General features: G+C 38.3%; 1 protein-coding gene and 1 pseudogene. Both read left to right on the forward strand.

The window, feature by feature from the left end:
- Window positions 1-4: 4 nt before the first annotated feature.
- Window positions 5-85, forward strand: a pseudogene (locus tag ACOMCU_RS28345) (IS3 family transposase); the annotation flags it as partial.
- 18 nt (window positions 86-103) lie between these two features.
- Window positions 104-412: DDE-type integrase/transposase/recombinase (locus tag ACOMCU_RS28350; protein WP_421052323.1), on the forward strand; the 309-nt coding region annotated here is incomplete at its 3' end.

The raw sequence follows: 412 nt of genomic DNA on the forward strand, positions 1-412 counted from the left end.
AAAAATCGCTTTACGCGACCGTGGATTCATGGTGAACCATAAAAAAGTATATCGACTAATGTGCGAATTAGGCGTCCATTCCATCATCCGAAAGAAGTGCCGTGTGTGGAAAAATCGTGTTTCTCGTATATTTAACAATGTCGTGGACCGTCAGTTTTCAGAGCGTGCAGCGAACGAAGTATTTGTCACTGATATCACATTTTTACCGACGAAAAATGGATTTCTCTACTTATCTGCCGTGCAAGATTTATACAACAACGAAATCGTTGCTTGGAAAATCAGCAAACGAAATGATTTACAGCTTGTATTAGATACGTTAGATGAGTTGACGAGCAAAAGAAATGTGTATCAAAGCATCCTTCATTCAGATCAAGGATTCCAGTACACATCCATTAAATATCATCAACACATT

Source organism: Lysinibacillus sp. UGB7 (genome assembly GCF_049058285.1).
GTDB lineage: Bacteria > Bacillota > Bacilli > Bacillales_A > Planococcaceae > Lysinibacillus > Lysinibacillus sphaericus_B.